A 15,194-nucleotide genomic window follows, 5' to 3' on the forward strand; every position below is an offset into this window, starting at 1 on the left:
AGCAGGAAAGATTTTGCGGGCCGGCAGGCGGCCCGGTGCCTGCAGTCAAGCGCGAGCTGCATCGGAAACCGTCTCCGGTTTGAGGCGGGTCGATATGTTTTTGATAGCTGGAAGCGCTTTGTCGATAAGGCATCGCTTCTATATACTCGCCTCTTTTTTTGCGAACAGGAGACGCAATGCTTGCGAGATGGTCTGGTGCTTTGGTTCTCTCGGCTTGGCTCTCGTTCTGGGGTTGTGCCCAGGCCCAGCCCAGCGATGCGGTCAACGCCGCAAAGACCGGCGATGTCGCGGCACAGTACGAGCTGGGAAAGGCCTATCTTTACGGCAAGGGCGTGGAAAAGAATGCCGACGATGCCTTGCGCTGGCTGAGGCTGGCCGCCGATCAGCAGCATGCGCCGTCCCAGTATCTGCTGGGCCTGGTCTATGTGCTGGGTGCCGAAGGCGTGAAGAAAGATCCTGAGGCAGGCCTGGCACGCATTCATCAGGCTGCAAACGCTGGCAATCTCGATGCGCAGAACCTGCTGGGAACTATCTATCTAAGAGGCGAAGCGGTTGAGCGGAATGCAGCAACAGGTGTCGCATGGCTGGAGCGCGCCGCGCAACAGGGCTCTGCGACAGCACAAAATAGTCTGGGCTTTGTCTACCGCAAAGGCGAGCTGCTGGCCCAGGATCTGCAGGTCTCGTTTCGCTGGTATCTGATGGCGGCGCAGCAAGCCGATGTGCTCGCGCAGTTCACGGTGGCCGAGATGTACTACCTTGGCGAAGGCGTTGAGAAGAACCATGCCGAAGCCGCGAAATGGCTGACCCCGCTGGCAGACAAAGGCGTGCAAAAAGCCCAATTGCTGCTGGGGAAGATTTGCTTCGAAGGCCAGGGTGTGGCCCCCGACTACAAGCGAGCCGTGCTGCTCCTGCATGCTGTAGCCATCCGTGGCTCGGGCGAGGCGTACTATGAACTGGGCCGCCTGTTTGAGCAGGGCGAGGGCGAGTATCGCAACGATAAGGAAGCGATCGCCTATTACACCCAGGCACTGAAGTACCAGCATGCGGCCGCCGCCGAGCGCCTGCAGCAGCTTTCTGCGGCATCCGTCGAAGCCGGTTCGTTTGCGCAGTCCATGGGGTACATGGAAAACCTGAACTCGGCGCTCAAAGGCAATGTGCTGGCCCAGTACAACGTCGGCGTCTTCCAGTACCTGGGCAAGGGTTTCGACAAGCCCAACTACGCCGAGGCTGCCAAATGGTTCGCCATGGCAGCCGAGCAAGGCTATGCCAAGGCCCAGTACAACCTGGGCACTCTGTACGAGAATGGCGATGGTGTGCACAGGAGCCTGGCCCAGGCGCTCAAGTGGTACCGTCTGGCCGCCGAGCAGCAGGATGCGCCGGCCCAATATGCCTTGGGCACCTTGTACCGGGATGGTCAGGGTGTGAAAAAGAACGCCAGGCTCGCGCGTGAATGGTTGCAGCGCGCTGCCGCCCAAGGCCATGCACCGGCAAAAAAGGCCTTGGCACAGCTCTGAGCCGACAAGCGGGGCCGTTTCGCGGGCCCCGGCTTGCCAGCGCGAGCACGGCTAGGCCGGCTCCGAGATCTCGATGAGGTTCAGGTCGGGGTCACGCACATAGATGGAGCGGATTTTCGATGTGGCACCGGTGCGCATCACGGGACCTTCGGCAATCGGAACCGACAACTGCTGCAGGCGCATGATGACTTTGTCCAGCGGCACCGAGGCCAGAAAGCACAGATCCAGGGCACCGGGCACAGGAGTGTGGGCCTTGGGTTCGAACTCGCGCCCCTTCACATGCAGATTGATCTTCTGCTGGCCGAAGACAAAGGCCTTGCGCTCCACGGGCGGGTTGCCGCCGATGAAGGACTCCAGTCGCATGCCCAGGACTTCGGTGTAGAAGTGTATGCATTGGGCTTCGTTGGCCGTTGTGAGTACCAGGTGGTCGAGGTGGCTGATCATGACAAGGCTGCTCTCTGATTGTGAAAACGAGTGTGAGGGCACGCGAGCTCGCGTTGCAGGGGAACGGCATGAGCATGGTGCAGTTGCAGGCAGGCATTGCCGTCAAGGCTGCAGTCCGGGTCGATTCTGTCAGGCTGTCGCCGGCCCGTCCTGGCGCATGACGCCCTGCAAAAAAGCCTGCTCTGCGAGCTGCGCCAGCGGCGCGCGGGGGATGCGACCGCGGCGCTCGCCGTCTATGAGGGCGATCACGGTTCCCAGCCAGAGCTCGGTCAATGTTGCCGCGCTGAAATCGATGCGGAACACGCCTTCCTGCTGGCCGCGCAGGAAGAAAGCGTCGACCTTGGGCTCCCAGATCGCATTTTCCTCCATGGGCTTTTCGACCTCGTTCCAGTAATAGGTCAGAAACAGCGTGAATTCGCGGTGTTCGAGATGCTTGGCATTGAGGCGCTTGAGGGCCTCGAGCACCGGGCCTTCCTCGATGCGGGCTTCGTCCAGTGCGTCGTCCAGCGTGCGCAGGCTTTGCTCCAGCAGGCGCTTGATCAGCAGATCGCGCGTGGGGCAGAAACGGTAGAGCGTGGCCTTGCTGATGCCAATGGCCTTGGCCAGCTCCTGCAAGGTGGCGCGTGGGTGGTTGACCAGGGCCAGGGCCAATGGGGGGAGGATTGCTGTGTTGTCGTGGGGGGCTGTTGTCATTCGTAGCTCCGGTTGGGGCGGATACGGATGAACCTATTTTGATTCAATCAGCGAGTCTAAAAGCAAGAGCTGGCAACTTTACACATCAGCAAAATATCAAGAATCAATATAGGCCTTAATGAATCAAATTTGATTCAAAAAACTTTTTCATGCATCATGCGCGTCTTTCAAGATTTGACAAGACTCAAAAGCCATGAAGACGAAAAGCCAGAATGTGCGTGCCTGGCCGGCCCTGGCCGCATTGGCGGCCGCAATGATGTTGAGCGGTTGCATCCAGTCGGAAGCGGGTGGTCAGCCCCAGGAGCTGCCGCAGGTGGATGTGGTGACCGTCAAGCCCAGGGCGCTGAGCCTCAGCGCTGAACTGCCCGGGCGGATCGAGCCTGTGCGCGTGGCCGAGGTGCGTGCGCGTGTGCCGGGTATTGTGCTGAGCCGCCATTTCAAGGAGGGCGCCGATGTGAAGGCTGGCGAGGTGCTGTTCAGCATCGACCCGGCGCCGCTGCGCGCTGCGCTGTCGCGGGCCCGGGGCGAGCTGGCGCGAGCCGAGGCTGCGCTGTCGGAAGCGCAGTCCGTGGTGCGCCGCTACGAACCGCTGGTGGCGCAGGAGGCTGTGAGCCGCCAGGATTTCGACAGCGCCAAGGCTACGCTGCACAGTGCCATGGCCACGCGTCAATCGGCCCAGGCCGAAGTGGAGGCGGCACGCCTGAACCTGGAGTATGCGACGGTGAAAGCTCCGATCGCCGGCCGCATCGGCCGTGCCCTGGTGACCGAAGGTGCCCTGGTTGGCCAGGGGGAAGCGACAGCGATGGCGGTGATCCAGCAGTTGGACCCCGTCTACGCCGATTTTCGCCAGCCTGCCGCGCTGGCCACGCGCTGGCGTGCCCAGCAACTGCAGGGCCAGTCGCCACGCAGCACTCTGGTGACGCTGGTGGCTGACGGCCTGGATCAGAAACGCCAGGGACGGATGCTGTTCTCGGATGTGACGGTGGATCGCGGTACCGGCCAGCTGGCGCTGCGCGGTGAGTTCCCCAACCAGGATGGCTTGCTGCTGCCCGGCATGTATGTGCGCGTGACCTTGGGCCTGGGCGAGGATCCTGCGGCCATTCTCGTGCCTCAGCGCGCGGTGCAGCGCGGCGCCGACGGATTGGCCCATGTGCTGGTGCTCGACGAGCAGAACATGGTGCAGTCCCAGAAGGTGAGAACCGGTGCCATGTACGGCTCCGATTGGCATATCACCGAGGGCCTCAAGGAAAACGCCAGGGTGGTGGTCGGAGGCCTTGCGGCAGCCGTGCCCGGCACCAAGGTGCAGATCCGAGCGGCCGCTGCAGCTGAAGCTGGCGTCGTCAAAGACTCTGAAGCTACTTCAAAAAAATGAGCAATATGCGCTGATTCTGAAGGCGCTGAATGCCAAAAAAGACAAGCCTTATTCAAGGATAGATGATGTCCCGGTTTTTTATTGATCGCCCCAAGCTGGCCTGGGTGGTTGCGATCTTCATCCTGCTGGCCGGCCTGCTGGCGATCCCGGCCTTGCCTGTGGCGCAGTTTCCCAATGTGGCGCCACCGCAGATCTCCATCTCGGCAACCTATCCGGGGGCATCAGCCACCACGGTGATGGAGTCGGTGACCAGCGTCATCGAGGAGGAACTCAACGGCACCAAGGGTCTGCTGTACTTCGACTCGTCCAGCGGCGCCACGGGCCTGGCCGAAATCACGGCCACCTTTGCGCCGGGCACCGATCCCGCACTGGCCCAGGTCGAGGTGCAGAACCGTATCAAGAAGGCCGAGGCCAGGCTGCCCGCCTCGGTGATGCAGATGGGCTTGCAGGTCGAACAGGCCAGCGCCAACTTCCTGCTGATCTATTCGCTGACCTACAAGGGCGACGACAGCGGCAAGAACGAGGTCCGCCTCTCCGACTATGCGGTGCGCAACATCAACAACGAGATCCGCCGCGTGCCCGGTGTGGGCAAGGTGCAGTACTTCGGCGCCGATGTCGCCATGCGGGTCTGGGTCGATCCGCAGAAGCTGCTGGGCTACGGCCTGTCGGTGGCGGACGTGAACGCGGCCATTGCCGCGCAGAACGCCCAGGTGCCGGCAGGCAGCTTCGGCAGCCAGCCCGGATCGTCCGAGCAGGAGCTCAGCGCCACGATTGCCGTCAAGGGCACGCTGAGTTCGCCCGAGGAGTTCGGCCAGATCGTGCTGCAGGCCAGGGACGACGGCTCGGCCGTGCACCTGGCCGATGTGGCGCGTCTCGAAGTCGGCCAGCTCGATTACAGCTTTGCCTCGCGCGAGGACGGCCACAAAGGAGTGGCGGCCGCCGTGCAACTGGCACCTGGTGCCAATGCGATGCAGACCGCCAAGGCGGTCAAGGCGAGGCTAGCCGAGCTGTCGCAGAACTTCCCGGACGATATTCAGTACGCCGTGCCCTACGACACCTCACGCTTTGTCGAAGTCGCCATCGGCAAGGTGATCCAGACCCTGGTCGAGGCCGTGGTGCTGGTGTTCCTGGTGATGTGGCTGTTCCTGCAGAACCTGCGCTATACGCTGATTCCCACCATCGTGGTTCCGGTGTGTCTGGCCGGCACCCTGGCGGTGATGTATGCGCTGGGCTTCTCGGTCAATATGATGACCATGTTCGGCATGGTGCTGGCCATCGGCATCCTGGTCGACGATGCCATCGTGGTGGTGGAGAACGTGGAGCGTCTCATGGCCGAGGAGGGCCTCACGCCGCTGGCCGCCACCGTGAAGGCCATGCAGCAGGTCTCGGGGGGCATCGTCGGCATCACGCTGGTGCTGGTGGCCGTGTTCCTGCCCCTGGCCTTCATGAGCGGCTCGGTGGGCGTGATCTACCGTCAGTTCTCGCTGTCGCTGGCGGTCTCCATCCTGTTCTCGGGCCTGCTGGCGCTGACATTCACGCCGGCACTGTGCGCCACGCTGCTCAAGCCTGTTGCCGAAGATCACCACGAGGAGAAGAAAGGTCTCTTCGGCTGGTTCAACCGGCACTTTGCCAAGTTGACCGAGCGCTTTTCCCTTCTCAACCAGCGTCTGGTCAAGCGCACGGGCCGCTATATGCTTATCTATGCAGCCATCGTGGGCGGGCTGGGCTTTGCCTATACGCGCATGCCCGAGTCCTTTGTGCCTTATGAAGACATGGGCTACTACATCGTCAGCGTGCAACTGCCTCCGGGTGCGACCGAAGCACGCACGGAGGCTGTGGTGCGCGACATGGAAACCTATGTGAAGAGCCGCCCTGCGACGGCCCAGGCCGAGTTCCTGATGGGCTACAGCTTCTCGGGCATGGGGCAGAACGCGGCCATGGCCTTCGTCACGCTCAAGGACTGGTCCATGCGCGGCAAGGGGCAGGCGTCGTGGGACGAGGTCCAGGCCTTCAATCAGCGCTTCGGCAGTCTGTCCGATGGTGCGGCCATGGCGGTGGACCCGCCACCCATCGACGGCCTGGGCAATTCCGGCGGCTTTGCGCTGCGTCTGCAGGATCGCGCCAATCTGGGCCGCGAGGCCCTGGTTGCCGCGCGCGACGAACTGCTGAAGAAGGCCAATGCCTCGCCGGTGATCGCCTACGCGATGATGGAAAACCTCGAAGATGCGCCGCAGCTGCGCCTGGACATAGATCGGCGCAAGGCCCAGGCCCAGGGCGTGAGCTTCGCGAGCATCAGTGCCGTGCTGTCCACGGCCTATGGTTCGGCCGTGATCAACGAGTTTCCGAATGCCGGGCGTCTGCAGCGTGTGGTGGTGCAGGCCGACACGGCCGCGCGCATGACGCCCGAAGCCCTGCTGCGCCTGTATGTGCCCAATGTCCAGGGCGAGCAGGTGCCGCTGGCCTCGTTTGCCAGCGTGGAGTGGGAGCAGGGGCCGGTGCAGATCTCGCGCTACAACGGCTATCCGGCCTTCCGAATCGCGGGCGACGCCAAGCCCGGCCACACTACGGGTGAGGCCATGGCCGAGCTCGAACGCATTCTGGGCGAGATGCCGCGCGGCATAGGTTACGAGTGGACGGCGCTGTCCTATCAGGAAAAGGCCGCCGGCGCACAGGCCCCCAAGCTGTTCGCACTGGCCATCGTGGTGGTGTTCCTGCTGCTCGTGGCTCTGTACGAAAGTTGGAGCATTCCCGCAGCCGTGATGCTGATCGTGCCCGTAGGCGCGCTGGGCTCGGTGCTGGCCACGTCGGCGCTGGGTCTCTCGAACGACGTGTACTTCAAGGTCGGCCTGATCACCATCATTGGCCTGGCGGCCAAGAACGCCATCCTGATCGTGGAGTTCGCCAAGGACCTGCACGAGCGCGGCCATTCGCTGACGGAGGCAGCATTGCAGGCAGCCCGTTTGCGCTTTCGTCCCATCGTGATGACTTCGCTGGCCTTCATCCTGGGGGTGGTGCCGCTGGCGCTGGCAACCGGCGCGGGTGCCTCCAGCCAGGCCGCCATTGGTGTCGGCGTGATCGGCGGCATGCTCAGCGCGACTTTGCTGGGCGTGCTGTTCGTGCCGATCTTCTTTGTCTTCGTGCTCTCGCTGCGGCGCAAGCGTCGCGCAGTGCCTCAGGAAAAAAACTCAGACTCCGAAGGAGAATCCGCATGAACGGGCCAAACCCCATGCGCACCGCGGTGCTGACACTGATCGCCGTGGTGCTGGCCGGCTGCTCTTTTGCGCCGACCTACGACAGGCCTGCTGCGCCCATCCCCGGCAGTTGGAGTGCGGCCTCGGCAGCCACACCTGTATCGGTGCAGAGCTTGCACTGGAAGGATTTCGTGATCGATGAGCGCCTGCGCTCGCGTATCGAAACAGCGCTGGCCAACAACCGCGATCTGCGCCAGACGCTGCTCAATGTGCAGACCGCACGCGCGGCCTATCGCGTGCAGCGTGCGGACCAACTGCCCGGTCTGGAAGCGCAGGCCAGTGGCAACCGCCAGCGCCTGCCTGCCGATCTGAGCGGCACGGGAGCGGCCAGGGTGCAGAGCAACTATCAGGCTGGCGTCGGGTTGATGGCTTTCGAGCTTGATCTCTTCGGCCGCATGCGCTCGTTGTCCGAGGCCGCACTGATGGAATACCTGGCCACCGAGGAGACCGCGCGCAGCGTGCAGATCAGTCTGGTCGCCGAAGTGATCCAGGCCTCGCTGGCGCACGACAGCGCGCGGCAGCGCCAGGTCCTGGCGCTGCGCACCTTGCAGGCGCGCGATAAGGAGTGGCAGCTGATGAGCGAGCGTCGCAAGACCGGCACGGCCGGCCGCCTGGACGAGCAGGAGGCTCAAGGCCAGCTCGAACTGGCGCGCGCCGAAGTCGAGCGCTTGTCACGCGAGCTGCGCCAGGCGGCAAACGCGCTGGACTGGCTGGTGGGCGATGGCTCGGTCCAGGCGGCAGCGGATCTGAGTGCCGCTCCCCTGGTGCAGGAGATCGGTGCCGGCCTGCCGTCCGATCTGCTGGAGCTGCGCCCGGACATCCGTGCCGCCGAATACCAACTGCGTTCGCGCAATGCGAGCATCGGCGCTACGCGGGCCGCATTCTTTCCACGCATTTCCCTCACGGGCTCCTACGGCTCTGCCAGTGCTGAGCTCTCCGATCTGTTTGCCGCTGGCCAGCGCTCCTGGTCCTTCATGCCGCAGCTCAGCCTGCCGATTTTTGATGGCGGCCGCAATCGCGCCAATTTGGAGATCGCGCAGCTGCGCAAGGACATGGCGATAGCCAGTTACGAGCGCAGCATCCAGACGGCGTTTCGTGAAGTCAGTGACGCGCTGGCCTCCGTCGAGACCCTGAGGCGCGAGGAGCTGGCCCGCCAGCGGCTGGTGCAGACCAGCGCGAATACGCTCAAGCTCGCCGAGCTGCGCTATCGCGCCGGGCTGGACAGCCATCTGCGCTATCTGGATGCACAGCGCACGGACTTTGCGCAGCAGATGGCTCTGATCGAGGTCAGTACTCAGCGGCAAATGGCCCTGGCCACCCTGTTCAAGGCACTGGGCGGAGGCTGGGGTCGAGCGGCTGGTTGAGTGTTGCTTGGCTTGTCGCTCGTCAACCAGCCTCACACGAGCTCGGCCGCCAGGAGCAATCCGGCGCTGCGGGCGCGAGAGCCCAGGACGCGGTCCAGGCTCTTTTTTTGCGCATGGGCGGCGGCAAGACTGCTTGCTGGCTCGCCAACACCATGCAGTCCCTCGCATTCGCCGGTGCCAGGCTGGATTCATGTGGCGCTAATGCTGCACCGTGAATTCAATTCGCATTCACTGCCGAATGCGCTAAAAAGAAAAAAGGCCTTGAATTGCTTCAAGGCCTTTTGTCATTTGGCGGAGCAGGCGGGATTCGAACCCGCGGTGGGCTATTAACCCACACACGCTTTCCAGGCGTGCGACTTAAACCACTCATCCACCGCTCCACTCATCCACCGCTCCACAGCGATCCCAAAAATACTTCATTGCTGAAGTAAAAAACCAAGTGTGGTCGACTTGATTTTAAAATCTGGCGGAGCAGGCGGGATTCGAACCCGCGGTGGGCTATTAACCCACACACGCTTTCCAGGCGTGCGACTTAAACCACTCATCCACCGCTCCGTGTGATGAAGCCGCTATTCTAACCAGAAATTTCGACCTCAAAATGAAAGTGCAGAAAGTTCTTTTCTGCACGGCGCATCAGGTGAGGCGGTCAGGCGCTCTTGCCCACTTGCACCATCTTCATGGCGGAGGCAATCAGGCCGGAGACTTCGGTCATGTTTGCAGGAATGACCAGGGTGGTGTTGGAGTCTGCTGCCACCTTGCTGTAGGCCTCCACGGCGCTTTCAGCCACCTTGAGCTGTACCGCCTGCTCGCCGCCGGGCTGGCGGATGGCCGTGGCCACGCGCTCCAGTGCCTGTCCGGTGGCTTCGGCCACGGTGGTGATGGCTGCGGCCTCGCCCTGGGCCTTGTTGATGGCAGCCTGCTTTTCGCCTTCGGAGCGGGCGATGAAGGCCTCGCGCTCGCCGGTGGCGATATTGATCTGCTCCTGGCGGCGGCCTTCGGAAGCGGCGATCAGGGCACGCTTTTCACGTTCAGCCGTGATCTGGGCCTGCATGGAACGCAGAATTTCAGCGGGCGGTGTCAGGTCCTTGATTTCGTAGCGCAGCACCTTCACACCCCAGTTCAGCGCGGCCTCGTCGATGGCATTGACGACCTGGGCGTTGATCATGTCGCGTTCCTCGAAGGTCTTGTCCAGCTCCAGCTTGCCGATCACGCTGCGCAGCGAGGTCTGGGCGAGCTGGGTGACGGCCATGATGTAGTTGGACGAACCATAGCTGGCGCGCATGGGGTCGGTCACCTGGAAGTAGAGAATGCCGTCCACAGTCAGCTGCGTGTTGTCGCGCGTGATGCAGACCTGGCTGGGCACGTCCAGGGGAATTTCCTTGAGGCTGTGCTTGTAGGCGATGCGGTCGACGAACGGGATCAGAAAGTTCAGGCCGGGCGTGAGCGTGCCTGCATATTTGCCCAGACGCTCCTTGACCCATGCATGCTGCTGGGGGACCACCTTGATCGAGCGGACGATGAAGATGACGGCAATGATGGCGATGGCGAGAGGGACTGCGTAATCCATATTGTCTCCAGCCCTTGTGGGGCGTTGGTGTGAAGAAAGAGTGCGAGGCGTTCCAGCGTCCAGCATAACCATGCCGGGGCTGGGCGGTGATCAGATCTTGTCAACCAGCAGGCGGTTGCCGATGACTTCGGCCACGCGGTGGGGGCCGGGAATGGGCAGGGCGCCCTGGCGTCCCATGACGGTCCAGGTGGCGCCGCGATAGCGGACCTGGGCCGTGCCGTCGGTGTTCCACTGCTCCACGACCACGGTCTCACCCACATCCATGTTGACATCGCGATTGCTGGAGGCGGGCTGTCTGCGCGGGCTGCGCTTGCGCAGCAGATAGCAGACGAGGACGGCGCCCGAGCCCAGCAGCGCCGCGGCGACGATCTGGCTGCTGGTGCCCATGCCGAAATGAGCGCACAGTGCGCCGACAATGGCACCCAGAGCCAGCATGAGGAGATAGAAAGTGCCGGTCAACAGCTCTGCAATGACCAGCAAACCGACAAGCAACCACCATGCGGTGGAGAGATCCATATCTGAACTCCTGTTAAGGGCTGTATTTAGTGCACCACATTCTGGGTTAAAAACAGCCTGTTTCAAAGCCGCAATAAGGATATTCCTTACACTTCGCGGCTGTTTCGTTTTTTAGGCCTGATTGGTACGGAGGCTGTTCATGAAGTTTCGCTTTCCCATCGTCATCATCGACGAGGACTATCGTTCCGAGAACACCTCGGGACTGGGCATCCGCGCCCTGGCTCAAGCCATTGAAGAAGAGGGCTTTGAAGTCCTGGGCGTGACCAGCTATGGCGATCTGTCGCAGTTCGCCCAGCAGCAAAGCCGGGCCAGCGCCTTTATTTTGTCGATCGACGACGAGGAATTCCAGCTCGGCGGCGACAAGGACCCCATCATTCACAGCCTGCGCGACTTCATCGGTGAAGTGCGCCGCAAGAATGAAGAGGTGCCCATCTACATCTACGGCGAGACCAAGACCAGCCGTCACCTGCCCAACGACATTCTGCGTGAGCTGCATGGCTTCATTCACATGTTCGAGGATACACCCGAGTTCGTGGCCAAGCACATCATCCGCGAAGCCAAGAGCTATCTGGAGAGCGTGCAGCCTCCTTTCTTCAAGGCGCTGCTGGACTACGCCGAAGACGGCTCCTACAGCTGGCACTGCCCCGGTCACTCGGGCGGCGTGGCCTTTCTCAAGAGCCCCGTGGGCCAGATGTATCACCAGTTCTACGGTGAGAACATGCTGCGCGCCGACGTCTGCAATGCCGTGGAGGAGCTGGGCCAGCTGCTGGACCACAACGGCGCCATCGGCGAGTCCGAGCGCAATGCCGCGCGCATCTTCAATGCCGATCACTGCTACTTTGTGACCAATGGCACATCGACCTCCAACAAGATCGTCTGGCACCACACCGTGGCACCCGGCGATGTGGTGGTGGTGGACCGCAACTGCCACAAATCCATCCTGCACTCGATCATCATGACGGGTGTGATTCCGGTGTTCCTCAAGCCCACGCGCAATCACTTCGGCATCATCGGACCGATTCCGCAGAGCGAGTTCTCGGTCGAGTCCATCCAGGCCAAGATCGCCGCCAACCCCCTGCTCAAGGGTGTGGACGCCAAGGCCGTCAAGCCCCGCGTGCTGACGCTGACGCAGTCCACCTACGACGGTGTGCTCTACAACACCGAGACCATCAAGGGTATGCTGGACGGCTATGTGGCCAATCTGCACTTTGATGAGGCCTGGCTGCCCCACGCTGCCTTCCACCCCTTCTACGGCAGCTATCACGCCATGGGCAAGAAGCGCAAGCGCCCGGTGCATTCGGTGGTCTATGCCACCCAGTCCATCCACAAGCTGCTCGCCGGCATCAGCCAGGCCTCGCATGTGCTGGTGCAGGACAGCCAGACCGAGAAGCTGGACCACCCGCTGTTCAACGAGGCGTATCTGATGCACACCTCGACTAGCCCCCAGTACAGCATCATCGCCAGCTGCGATGTGGCTGCCGCCATGATGGAGCCGCCCGGCGGCACGGCCCTGGTGGAAGAGTCGATTGTCGAGGCGCTGGACTTCCGCCGTGCCATGCGCAAGGTGGAGGACGAGTTCGGCGACGACGACTGGTGGTTCGAGGTCTGGGGCCCTGAAGCCCTGGCCGAGGAAGGCGTGGGCACGGCCCAGGACTGGATCATCCGCGGCACGGACGCATCGACCAAGACCCGCTCCAAGAAGAACGGCAAGGAGTTCGACAACTGGCACGGCTTTGGCGATCTGGCCGATGGCTTCAACATGCTGGACCCCATCAAGTCCACCATCGTCACGCCCGGCCTGGACCTGGACGGCGACTTTGCCGACACCGGCATTCCCGCGTCCATCGTCACCAAATACCTGGCCGAGCACGGCGTGGTGGTCGAGAAGACCGGCCTGTACTCCTTCTTCATCATGTTCACCATCGGCATCACCAAGGGCCGCTGGAACACCATGCTGACGGCGCTGCAGCAGTTCAAGGACGATTACGACCGCAACCAGCCTCTGGCGCGCATCCTGCCCGAGTTCTGCCAGCAGCACCGCCGCTACGAGCGCATGGGCCTCAAGGACCTGTGCCAGCACGTGCACGAGCTGTACGCCAAGTACGATATCGCACGCCTGACGACCGAGATGTATCTGTCGGATCTCAAGCCCACGATGAAGCCCTCGGATGCCTATGCGCATATCGCGCAGCGCAGGACCGAGCGTGTGGAAATCGACCATCTGGTCGGCCGCACCACCGTGGGTCTGGTCACGCCTTACCCGCCCGGAATTCCGTTGCTGATCCCCGGTGAAGTCTTCAACAAGAAGATCGTGGACTACCTGGTGTTCGCGCGCGAGTTCGCCAAGGAGTGCCCGGGCTTCGAGACCGATATCCACGGTCTGGTGGAGCTGGAAGACGAAAACGGCGAGATCCGCTATTACGCGGACTGCGTCGCGGAGACCCAATCCGTGCCTGCCAAGAAGGCCCCTGCGGCCAAGAAGCCTGCAGCCAAGTCCGGCGCGGTCAAGGCGGCAGCCAAGCCCGTGGCGAAGACGGCGGCCAAGTCCGTAGCCAAGCCTGCGGCAAAGCCCGCCGCCAAGACGGGCAAGGCTTCGCCCAAGGCCAAGGCTTCTACGCCTGCCGATATGGACGTGCGTGTGGCCGGAACCGCCGCCAAGCCGGCCCGCAAGGGCAAGAAGCCGGTGCAGGTGGGCGATGCCGGACCGTTTGGTCGCACGCTGTGACGCGCCGATGATTCGTTGACGCGAATCGCTGTGTCAGGACAAAGCCCGGGGTGCTCCGCATGCCGGGCTTTTTCATGCCGGATATGAAAGAGGTCATGCGTTCACCACTGTCGATGACTGCTGCAGACCAGCGCCTGTGGCGGGTTCCGGCCGCCTGCAGCCTGGCCTGGGCGCTGTTCATGCTGTGGGGCTGCCTCAATGAAACCGGCGCCAGCGGCGGCCTGATCCTGAGGCTGTTCCCGTTTCTGAATGGAATGGCGTATGCGGACAAGCTGGTGCACGCGAGTCTGCACGGCGTGCTGGCCACGCTGCTGTGGTGGGCGGCAGTGCTGCGTGCGCGCAGTCTGGGTCGGGCCTGGACGCTGGCGCAGGCCGCATGCGTGGTGGGGCTGTGCGCGGTCTATGGCGGCCTGATAGAGGGTCTGCAGTCGTTTCTGACTGTCACGCGCGGCGCTGAATGGCTGGATGCGCTGGCCAACACCTTGGGCGCCGGCCTGGCCGTGCTGTTCTGGCAGAGGCTGGGGTCACGGTGGCTGTATTCATCAAAAATATAGCAGCTACCGCTTTGTATCACTTGTTTTCATGGTCGATGTATATGAAAAACAAGATGAGGAAAGCGGAAGATGCTTCCATTTGAATAGCGTCATTCCAGTGTGATCTTCGCGTCGCGGATCAGCGCGGCCCAGCTGGCCTGCTCCTTTTGCAGATAGGCCTGGGCGTCCTGCAGGCTGCCGCCCATGGGCGTGCTGCCTTCGGATTGCAACTGCTTGAGCACGGCGGGGTCCTGCAGCCCGGTGTTCACTGCGGCATTGATCTTCTGCGCCAGCGCGGCAGGCGTGTTCCTGGGGGCCACGATCAGCTTCCAGTCCACGGCTTCAAAGCCGGGAAAGCCGGACTCGGCCACGGTGGGGACCTGGGGCAGGATGGCTAGACGCTTGGCCGAGGTCACCGCCAGTGCGCGCAGGCGCTGGCCCTTGATCATGGGGTAGACCGCCTGAGGCGTGCCGAACATATAGTGGGTCTGCTTGCCCAGCAGATCGGTCACGGCCGGCGCGGCGCCCTTGTAAGGCACGTTGAGCACATCGATCTTGGCCTTGTAGGAAAGCATTTCCCCCGCCAGATGGCCCACGGTGCCCGTGGACGCCAGGCCTTGCTTGATGGCGCCGGGCTGGGCCTTGGCCGCGGCAATCAGGTCCTGCAGCGATTTCCAGGGCGAATCGGCGGGCACGACCAGCACCACGGGCTGCGAGGCCACCAGCGCCACGGGAAGCAGATCGGTCTTGGCATTGAAAGGCATGCTGGGCAGCAGCGAGGGATTGATGGCCAGATTGGCGGTCTGTCCTATGCCGAAGGTATAACCGTCGGCAGGTGCCTTGGCGACGGCATCAAGTCCGATATTTCCGCCCGCACCGGGCTTGTTGTCCACCACGATGACCCAGCGATTCGCGGTCGCCATGCGCTCGCTGATCTGGCGTGTCACCGTGTCGGTGCCGCCGCCAGGCGTGAAGGGCACGACCATGCGGATCGACTTGGCGGGCCATTCCCCGGGCTGGGCGCTGGCGCTGCCGCTGGCGACCGCCATGGCCATCAGCGCGCAGGCTGCAATGGCCTGGCGGCGGTTTGCCGGTCGTGCTGCGCAATGGAGGAAAGAGCTGTGTTTCATGGTTTTGTCTCCTGGTGGCTGGAAATTGGGGGTAAGGAATCCCCGCAGGGCGTGCATGGGCGCCCTGTTCTGGGGTGTGCTGAAG

General features: G+C 62.7%; 11 protein-coding genes and 2 tRNA genes. 6 read left to right on the forward strand and 7 right to left on the reverse strand.

Annotation, left to right across the window (positions count from 1 at the left end; translation table 11 throughout):
• Positions 1–176: 176 nt before the first annotated feature.
• Positions 177–1,514, forward strand: coding sequence for a tetratricopeptide repeat protein (locus O987_RS10765; RefSeq protein WP_080731498.1), 1,338 nt, complete (start codon positions 177–179; stop codon positions 1,512–1,514).
• 51 nt (positions 1,515–1,565) lie between these two features.
• Here the strand turns inward: O987_RS10765 and O987_RS10770 are convergent, their stop codons facing one another.
• Complete coding sequence (locus O987_RS10770) at positions 1,566–1,958, reverse strand: VOC family protein (RefSeq protein WP_043372142.1); 393 nt, start codon at positions 1,956–1,958, stop codon at positions 1,566–1,568.
• Between the two features lie 129 nt (positions 1,959–2,087).
• Entirely contained in the window at positions 2,088–2,651 is a 564-nt protein-coding gene (locus O987_RS10775; protein ID WP_003056390.1) for a TetR/AcrR family transcriptional regulator, read from the reverse strand.
• Between the two features lie 193 nt (positions 2,652–2,844).
• Between O987_RS10775 and O987_RS10780 the strand changes: the two genes are divergently transcribed.
• From O987_RS10780 to O987_RS10790, 3 genes are all read left to right on the forward strand, one after another.
• A complete protein-coding gene (locus O987_RS10780) occupies positions 2,845–4,023 on the forward strand; it encodes an efflux RND transporter periplasmic adaptor subunit (protein ID WP_019043350.1) in 1,179 nt (392 codons plus the stop codon).
• A 65-nt stretch (positions 4,024–4,088) separates the two neighbouring features.
• Positions 4,089–7,235, forward strand: a complete 3,147-nt coding sequence (locus O987_RS10785; RefSeq protein WP_043376342.1) for an efflux RND transporter permease subunit — start codon at positions 4,089–4,091, stop codon at positions 7,233–7,235.
• A complete protein-coding gene (locus O987_RS10790; protein WP_043372144.1) occupies positions 7,232–8,638 on the forward strand; it encodes an efflux transporter outer membrane subunit in 1,407 nt (468 codons plus the stop codon). Before O987_RS10785 ends, O987_RS10790 begins: the two co-directional genes overlap by 4 nt.
• 289 nt (positions 8,639–8,927) lie before the next feature.
• On the opposite strand, the gene O987_RS10800 is transcribed toward O987_RS10790, so the two are convergent.
• The 4 genes from O987_RS10800 to O987_RS10815 all read right to left on the reverse strand — a co-directional run bounded on the left by O987_RS10800 (position 8,928) and on the right by O987_RS10815 (position 10,721).
• A tRNA-Ser gene (locus O987_RS10800) sits at positions 8,928–9,018 on the reverse strand.
• Positions 9,019–9,102: 84 nt separating this feature from the next.
• Positions 9,103–9,193: transfer RNA gene (locus O987_RS10805), tRNA-Ser, on the reverse strand.
• Between the two features lie 91 nt (positions 9,194–9,284).
• Complete coding sequence (locus O987_RS10810) at positions 9,285–10,205, reverse strand: SPFH domain-containing protein (RefSeq protein ID WP_003056384.1); 921 nt, start codon at positions 10,203–10,205, stop codon at positions 9,285–9,287.
• 90 nt (positions 10,206–10,295) lie between these two features.
• Positions 10,296–10,721, reverse strand: coding sequence for an NfeD family protein (locus O987_RS10815; RefSeq protein WP_003056382.1), 426 nt, complete (start codon positions 10,719–10,721; stop codon positions 10,296–10,298).
• A gap of 139 nt (positions 10,722–10,860) precedes the next feature.
• Between O987_RS10815 and O987_RS10820 the strand changes: the two genes are divergently transcribed.
• Together O987_RS10820 and O987_RS10825 are read left to right on the forward strand one after the other, a co-directional pair.
• Complete coding sequence (locus O987_RS10820; RefSeq protein ID WP_043372148.1) at positions 10,861–13,446, forward strand: arginine/lysine/ornithine decarboxylase; 2,586 nt, start codon at positions 10,861–10,863, stop codon at positions 13,444–13,446.
• 95 nt (positions 13,447–13,541) lie between these two features.
• Positions 13,542–14,000, forward strand: a complete 459-nt coding sequence (locus O987_RS10825; protein WP_235214341.1) for a VanZ family protein — start codon at positions 13,542–13,544, stop codon at positions 13,998–14,000.
• 89 nt (positions 14,001–14,089) lie between these two features.
• On the opposite strand, the gene O987_RS10830 is transcribed toward O987_RS10825, so the two are convergent.
• On the reverse strand, positions 14,090–15,109 hold the full coding sequence (locus O987_RS10830; RefSeq protein WP_043372150.1) for a Bug family tripartite tricarboxylate transporter substrate binding protein: 1,020 nt from the start codon (positions 15,107–15,109) through the stop codon (positions 14,090–14,092).
• Positions 15,110–15,194 lie beyond the last annotated feature (85 nt).

The organism is Comamonas testosteroni TK102, assembly GCF_000739375.1.
Lineage (GTDB): Bacteria > Pseudomonadota > Gammaproteobacteria > Burkholderiales > Burkholderiaceae_C > Comamonas > Comamonas brasiliensis.

Excerpts from the sequence above, each read along its gene's own strand:
- O987_RS10765 (WP_080731498.1), top strand. The coding sequence starts at position 177 with ATGCTTGCGAGATGGTCTGGTGCTTTGGTTCTCTCGGCTTGGCTCTCG.
- O987_RS10770 (WP_043372142.1), bottom strand. The coding sequence starts at position 1,958 with ATGATCAGCCACCTCGACCACCTGGTACTCACAACGGCCAACGAAGCC.
- O987_RS10775 (WP_003056390.1), bottom strand. The coding sequence starts at position 2,651 with ATGACAACAGCCCCCCACGACAACACAGCAATCCTCCCCCCATTGGCC.
- O987_RS10780 (WP_019043350.1), top strand. The coding sequence starts at position 2,845 with ATGAAGACGAAAAGCCAGAATGTGCGTGCCTGGCCGGCCCTGGCCGCA.
- O987_RS10785 (WP_043376342.1), top strand. The coding sequence starts at position 4,089 with ATGTCCCGGTTTTTTATTGATCGCCCCAAGCTGGCCTGGGTGGTTGCG.
- O987_RS10790 (WP_043372144.1), top strand. The coding sequence starts at position 7,232 with ATGAACGGGCCAAACCCCATGCGCACCGCGGTGCTGACACTGATCGCC.
- O987_RS10810 (WP_003056384.1), bottom strand. The coding sequence starts at position 10,205 with ATGGATTACGCAGTCCCTCTCGCCATCGCCATCATTGCCGTCATCTTC.
- O987_RS10815 (WP_003056382.1), bottom strand. The coding sequence starts at position 10,721 with ATGGATCTCTCCACCGCATGGTGGTTGCTTGTCGGTTTGCTGGTCATT.
- O987_RS10820 (WP_043372148.1), top strand. The coding sequence starts at position 10,861 with ATGAAGTTTCGCTTTCCCATCGTCATCATCGACGAGGACTATCGTTCC.
- O987_RS10825 (WP_235214341.1), top strand. The coding sequence starts at position 13,542 with ATGCGTTCACCACTGTCGATGACTGCTGCAGACCAGCGCCTGTGGCGG.
- O987_RS10830 (WP_043372150.1), bottom strand. The coding sequence starts at position 15,109 with ATGAAACACAGCTCTTTCCTCCATTGCGCAGCACGACCGGCAAACCGC.